The sequence below is a fragment of the Pantoea sp. BAV 3049 genome (genome assembly GCF_009765445.1).
Classification (GTDB): domain Bacteria; phylum Pseudomonadota; class Gammaproteobacteria; order Enterobacterales; family Enterobacteriaceae; genus Erwinia.
In genome coordinates this window covers 4717889-4723771 of sequence record NZ_WHOY01000031.1, presented here as the reverse complement: position 1 = coordinate 4723771, position 5883 = coordinate 4717889, and the positions used below count along the sequence as shown (strand labels likewise).

Here is a 5883-nt window from a genome sequence, read left to right as displayed (position 1 = left end):
GGATTCTGTCGACTCACAGCTTCCGGAACTGGCTTGCTGCGCATCTTCATTTTGTACTCAATGCTGTTCACTGCTTTCAGTACGCGGTCAGAGCAGCCAGTGACTGCCTGAGCAACGCTACGAGCTAACGCCTCGTCACCACGACGCTCAGCTACCAATGCGGCCCTGCGTGCCTTATAGCGGCTCTTAGCAGTGCCGCATGGTTTAGCTTCTTTCCAGATGATGGTTGCCATACGGCCTCCAGGTTAGATGACTTTGGTGATTGGATGGCCGGTGCTGATCTCCGGCTTGGCTATGCGACACGCTAGTTGACACCGGAGTTTCACCGGGGCGAAGAATTCACGTGTCGTTTATTGGGTCAGTGCTGGCTTTCAACGCGCTTACTCAACCGATTGCAGCCAGCGATATCTACCACCCACCAGGTCTTACACTTGCGCATCAGCCTGCGCATTCACCCAATCCCAAAATCATCTCTGATTTGGTCCCGCCTGTTAGAGCGGAAGTTCTTATTGTTAAAGAGCGTTGGCGTCCTGCCGTTTGATGCTGCTTCAGCGTCCTGCTGTGGGAATAATATTATGCGTCTTGCGCATATGCGTCAAGCGCATATTTAAGATTGGATGTGTGATTGGGGCTTAAAGTGATTTATGCGTATGAAATAGAAAGGGATTTATTTTTAATCGAGATATGCAGAGGGCACAAAAAAGCCCGCAAATCGCGGGCTAAATTGAGAAAGAAGGGAGTCGTTATCCGTGACGGCGGTACTGTTGCGACTGACTAAGCATTACACGCCCAGAAACATGAAGCATATCAAGCTCTTCTTCAGAAATGCTCCATTCTCGATAGCGTGGATTGTCAGAAATCACAAGCAGCTCGGTTTTAACCTTCTGAAGTCGCTTTACAAAGGTGTCACCATTGAAATCAAAAACATAAATCCCATCGCCATCAAAGTTGCATACAGCTACGTCTACGAATATAAGATCGCCTGGTTCAATGGTTCCTTCCATACTATCTCCGCGAACGTTGATTAACTTCACAGAAGACTCCGGTCGGTTCCCAAATATGACCCTTGCCTGATCTGGAACATATTCAATTGACCTTATGACTTCAACTACGTCCCTTGATGGCGCTCCATCTCCTGCACTAGCTGAAACATCAAGAACATCAATCCGATACACATCATCTCCCCCCTTATTAGTTATGGAACCAACACTGTACTTATATACAGTATCATTAGCTTCATTAGAAGAGAATAGCTCAGAAATTGGAACTGCAAGCGCTTCAGCAATTCTCTGAATGAGATTTTCACTGTAGCCCTGCACACCACGCTCAAGACGTGAAAGGTTACCCACGTCGCTATCTACACGCAACGCAAGCTCATTAAGGGTCATTTTATTCGCTTTGCGAATCTGTCGGATCTTGTCGCCTATTTTCATGGCATGTATTCAACCTTTTTTATGCGTGTAGCGCAAAGCGCCTTGCGCATATTTTCCCAATCGCATATTATGCGTGTAGCGCATTTAGGAGGTGCATTATGCCAACACCATTAAGGAAAATGCGTGTAGAGAAAAAGCTGACGATTTCTGAGGTAGCCATCGCCACTCAATTAGACGTTGGAAACCTTAGCCGTATCGAAAGGGGGATGCAGGTTCCATCTCTCGAAACGGCAGAGAAATTATCCCGGTTCTTTAAAGGGAAGATCACCGAGATGCAGATTCTTTATCCGCAGCGATACATGAAAACAGCCGATACCGCGGCTTAGACACACCGCTCTTTTACAACCAGGCCGCCCGTCTAACCGCAGGCACAAACAATGTGGCACCCCACGGGTTAGCCACGTAACTAACTAATCAACATCATGGATTTTACGTAATGGAAAACGCAAAGAAACGCAACGAAGCACTACGCATTGAGAGCGTGCTGCTGAACAAGATTGCGTTGATTGGCACTGAGAGAACGGCGTCGGCCATCGGCGTCGATAAATCGCAGGTAAGCCGCTGGAAACGCGACTGGCTGCCGAAGATGTCAATGCTGCTTGCGGTGCTGGAATGGGGCGTCGTTGATGACGAAATGGCTCATCTGGCCCGGCAGGTTGCTTCGATACTCACAAAGAAAAAATCCCCGGCCGCGCTAACAGTCGAGGATTCTCAATTTCGTATGGACTTTTAACTGGATCAACATACAGGAGTAATTATGACAACGCTTTCTCAACTGTACAAGCAGAAAGACAAAAACGGCACTGGAACAACCGTTAAAAAGACTTTTATGGTTCCAATTGCCGAACTTTACCTGGAAGAGGGTAGCAACATAAGGCCGGTGGACCAGGAGCATGCAGAATACATGCGTGACTGCTGGATTGATGGGTCTGACCTTCCGCCGCTGTCTGTCGAAATCACCGAGGCAGGCATCAAGGTTATCGACGGCCAGCATCGCTTTATTGGCGCGAAACTGGCGATTGAGAAAGGCCACGATATTCCGCGCATTGAATGCAAGGATTTCGTTGGTACTGAGCTGGATAAGCTGGCTCATATGGCGAAATCATCACAGGGTAAACCCATCACGCCTATTCAGCGTGCAGGAGCCTACAACCGGGCCAGGAATCAGGGGCACACTTCAGCAGAGATTGCCAAAGCGTTTGGACGCTCTGTCGCTGACGTGGAAACCCATCTTCAATTGCTGTCTTCCGGCGACGTGCTGATCGGGATGGTTGAGTCTGGCGAGGTGGCAGCAACCACTGCGGTCGCTCTGTCGCGAGAGCATGGGCCAAAAGCAGGATCGGTAGCTTCAGAGGGACTGGCGAAAGCCAAAGCTGCGGGTAAGTCGAAGCTCACTAAATCGGACGCCATGCAGCAATTCAGCGCGACAAAAGCACGCCGTCTCGTGGAACTGATGTCTGCATTTGAATTCTCTGACGAGGGCTACATCGCTGCAGATGATGTTTATCTTGAGGCTATGGGCATTATCAGTGAGTACAGGGAGAAATTTAAAAACAACACAAGCGGGGAGGTTGCATGAACCTTGCCTATTCCAACGTAACACCATTACGGCCTGATAAACGGGCCGCTGACAGACCGGAGGCAACCGGTAAGGGGTTTGCCTTGCTGCACAGAAAAATAATGGATTTGCCCTTCTACAGAACGGACTCAGACGCTGTTCACCTGTGGATTCACTTCATACTCTCTGCCAATCACGCACCCGGCCCCGTCTCTACCGAGTTCGGGGATTTGCTTTGCAGGCGAGGGGAGTTCATCACAGGACGGCATGCGCTGGCGCAGGAGACAGGAATCGACCCTAACCGGATAAAATACCTGATCCTGAAGTTCGAAAAATTGGGGATGATCAGCAAGGAATCGAACAAAAAATTTTCGAGGATTCTGGTAACCAAATACGACGATTATCAGCAAAATATTGTGCCAACAGATTGCCATCAAAGTGCCAACGCAAACCCGCATCCGGTAAGGGCTGGCGGGGAGGTTGTGCCAACAGATTGCCATCAAAGTGCCACAAACAATATAACATCTAATACTAACGTATTAGATTCTCGTCAGAGAATTTCCCCTCCAGCTGTCCAGCAAGATAAGCCGCAACGACCTGAAGCAGCCATTCAGTCACCGAAGGGTGACAAGTGGGGAACTGCTGACGACCTGAGGGCGGCTGAGTGGATGTTCGACATCGTGAAGTCAATTGAGCCATCTGCCAGAAAGCCAGCCTTTGCAGGTTGGGCTAATGACATCCGGCTGATGCGTGAAAAAGACGGACGTGATCATCGCGATATGTGCAGCCTGTTCCGCTGGGCAAGCCAGGATGGTTTCTGGTGCGGAAATGTTCTGTGCCCTGCAAAGCTTCGTGAGAAGTGGTCGCAACTGGCAATCAAGCGCGACAAGTCGAAATCCGGTACCGGCACTGCTAAGCCTGTTCTGGACTTCAACAACACTGACTGGGCAGAGGGGTTGCAGGTATGAAAAATATCGTGTCAGCTATCCAGAAACGTGATGGCAAATCACTCCAGCAGATTTACGCCGCTGAAAAGCCAAAACAGCAAGTACCCGAGCAGGCCATCCAGATTTTCAACGAGCTGTTCCGCCAGCTGAAGGCCGCGTTCCCGGCGCTGATGGCAAATATCAAATCTCAGGATGAGCTGAACGAGCTGCGCCGACAGTGGGTGCTGGCATTCGCTGAGAACGGCATAACCAGCATTGAGCAGGTTAACGCTGGTATGAAGCTGGCCCGCCAGCAGGAGACGCCTTTCCTGCCATCTCCCGGCCAGTTTGTTGCCTGGTGTCGACAGGGCGAGGTTAGCCGCTACGGTCTCCCGGACGCCGATGAGCTTTACGATATGGTGATCGACTACAGTGCCTGCCGTGGATTTTATGACGGTCCTGAGAAATTCCCCTGGCAGAGCAACGAGTGTTGGATCATGGTTCCGGCTCTGTACTCGCAAATGCGTTCCATGAACCTGACGCCAGCAGAACTTCGCCAGCGTTGCGTGAAAGAGCTTCGCGTTATGGCTAAACGTCTCGACTCAGGAGAAAAAATTGGCGCACCGGTAGCGCAGATCCCCAAACTGCACTGTCCGGTCAGCAATGAAAAGGGGCTGGATAAAATCGCAGAGATACGCGCCAGATTGGGGATGAAAAAACAACAAGTTGGTGACTAATGCAAACCTACACATACGAGCTAATAACAGGGCTGCTAATTTTAGTAGCCCTTTTCTTTTGGATCAGAGCGGGGAGAGAGTGATGATTTATCGCAGAGGATGGGTTCCAGTTCTGTGGCGTCATGAGTTGGAAAAGCGCCTAAAGGATGCAGGTGTTGATAACGTAATTCAGGTTGCCGACTTCCTGTGCGGACGGGATGTGCATGATGGCGACCCAAGAGGATTTGATTACCAGGTTGTCGATAATATCCACTGGATGGAGCAGAGAGATGCAACTTTCTGGCAGCGATTAAACCGACTATGGTTCATACCATTATTGATTCTAACTGTGCCGTTTCAATGGCTTTTTCGTGGGCGAGTGGGATGTGAGTCCACATCTAAGCTCGGTATTTTATGCCAGAAAATTACGGGGCTTAAATAAGTATGGACAAGCGCCAATCGTGTCTGGAGCGTATCCGCATTTGCATTCTGAAAGGCGATGAGAGAGGGGCTATGAGGATTTATGTTGAGAACCGATGTGTTTCTCATTCTGCCTACAGTGAGATGGCGGCGCAGGCCAGACGACAAAAGGAGAGCATTCATGACCAACGATGAGCTGGAGCGGCAGGCGTTCGAAGAGTGGTTTGATGAGGTATGCAGGCCAGGAATGAGTTACTTCAATGTTAGAAAGGCGGAGCGCGACATGGTTCAAGAAATTGCGGAAATGGCATGGCAGGCCCGCGCCAGACAGGAGAGCAATCATGACTGAAGAGTTATGCAGGACGAAGTTTGAAGAGTGGCTTCGGAGTAAATTCACCCCAATATTGCGGCGGGATGACAAAGGAGAATACCTCTCCATTTATGTGGAAATTCGATGGGAAGCATGGCAGGCCGCCTGGAACACCCGCGCTGAGGTGGAGAAGAGTGATGGATAAATTAAGAGAAGAGTTTGAAACGTGGCTTAAAACTGATCACCTCTTTACGCCTAATGAGCTTGAGTGGCAGCCAGAGCGAAATTGCTATGCAATCTATGGCGTGCATTTGGCCTGGTGCGCATGGCGGGCCAGCCGAACGGCGTTGGCTTTCGATCTCCCGGCAGCATGTGCTGAAGATGAGTATTTCATTGATGGGGTTTTCCAGCCGATGAGATATGAACGAGACGTGGAAAGGGCGCTGAAAGCAGCAGGCATATCCGTTAAGGGGGATGTATGACCAGCAATGTAATTCCCATAAGCCGAAGCACAGTGACC

11 protein-coding genes are annotated in these 5883 nt (G+C 50.0%); 9 read left to right on the top strand and 2 right to left on the bottom strand.

Translation table 11 applies throughout. From position 1 onward, the window contains the following. Window positions 1–233, bottom strand: a 233-nt coding sequence (locus GSQ70_RS26180) for a hypothetical protein (RefSeq protein WP_233268473.1), incomplete at its 3' end; no start/stop codon positions are given. A 510-nt stretch (window positions 234–743) separates the two neighbouring features. Further along, the gene (locus tag GSQ70_RS23490) at window positions 744–1433 is read right to left on the bottom strand and encodes a S24 family peptidase (protein ID WP_158784766.1); all 690 of its coding nucleotides are present in this window, start codon (window positions 1431–1433) and stop codon (window positions 744–746) included. Window positions 1434–1531: 98 nt separating this feature from the next. Between GSQ70_RS23490 and GSQ70_RS23485 the strand changes: the two genes are divergently transcribed. From GSQ70_RS23485 to GSQ70_RS25830, 9 genes are all read left to right on the top strand, one after another. After that, window positions 1532–1759 carry a helix-turn-helix transcriptional regulator gene (locus GSQ70_RS23485; protein ID WP_158784765.1) on the top strand — a complete coding sequence of 76 codons (228 nt, stop codon included), beginning with the start codon at window positions 1532–1534 and terminating at the stop codon, window positions 1757–1759. 110 nt (window positions 1760–1869) lie between these two features. After that, window positions 1870–2166 (top strand): lambda phage CII family protein, encoded by a 297-nt coding sequence (locus tag GSQ70_RS23480; protein ID WP_158784764.1) that lies wholly within the window; start codon window positions 1870–1872, stop codon window positions 2164–2166. Window positions 2167–2190: 24 nt separating this feature from the next. Further along, entirely contained in the window at window positions 2191–3012 is an 822-nt protein-coding gene (locus GSQ70_RS23475) for a DNA-binding protein (protein ID WP_158784763.1), read from the top strand. Then, a complete protein-coding gene (locus GSQ70_RS26525; protein ID WP_370521096.1) occupies window positions 3009–3959 on the top strand; it encodes a hypothetical protein in 951 nt (316 codons plus the stop codon). Before GSQ70_RS23475 ends, GSQ70_RS26525 begins: the two co-directional genes overlap by 4 nt. After that, window positions 3956–4654, top strand: a complete 699-nt coding sequence (locus GSQ70_RS23465; RefSeq protein WP_158784762.1) for a replication protein P — start codon at window positions 3956–3958, stop codon at window positions 4652–4654. Before GSQ70_RS26525 ends, GSQ70_RS23465 begins: the two co-directional genes overlap by 4 nt. An 82-nt stretch (window positions 4655–4736) precedes the next feature. Next, the gene (locus GSQ70_RS23460) at window positions 4737–5075 is read left to right on the top strand and encodes a hypothetical protein (protein ID WP_158784761.1); all 339 of its coding nucleotides are present in this window, start codon (window positions 4737–4739) and stop codon (window positions 5073–5075) included. A gap of 159 nt (window positions 5076–5234) precedes the next feature. After that, window positions 5235–5402, top strand: a complete 168-nt coding sequence (locus GSQ70_RS23455; protein ID WP_158784760.1) for a hypothetical protein — start codon at window positions 5235–5237, stop codon at window positions 5400–5402. Beyond that, a complete protein-coding gene (locus GSQ70_RS23450) occupies window positions 5395–5568 on the top strand; it encodes a hypothetical protein (protein WP_158784759.1) in 174 nt (57 codons plus the stop codon). The genes GSQ70_RS23455 and GSQ70_RS23450 overlap by 8 nt, the downstream gene beginning before the upstream one ends. Next, on the top strand, window positions 5561–5845 hold the full coding sequence (locus tag GSQ70_RS25830; protein ID WP_199257357.1) for a hypothetical protein: 285 nt from the start codon (window positions 5561–5563) through the stop codon (window positions 5843–5845). The genes GSQ70_RS23450 and GSQ70_RS25830 overlap by 8 nt, the downstream gene beginning before the upstream one ends. Window positions 5846–5883: the final 38 nt, after the last annotated feature.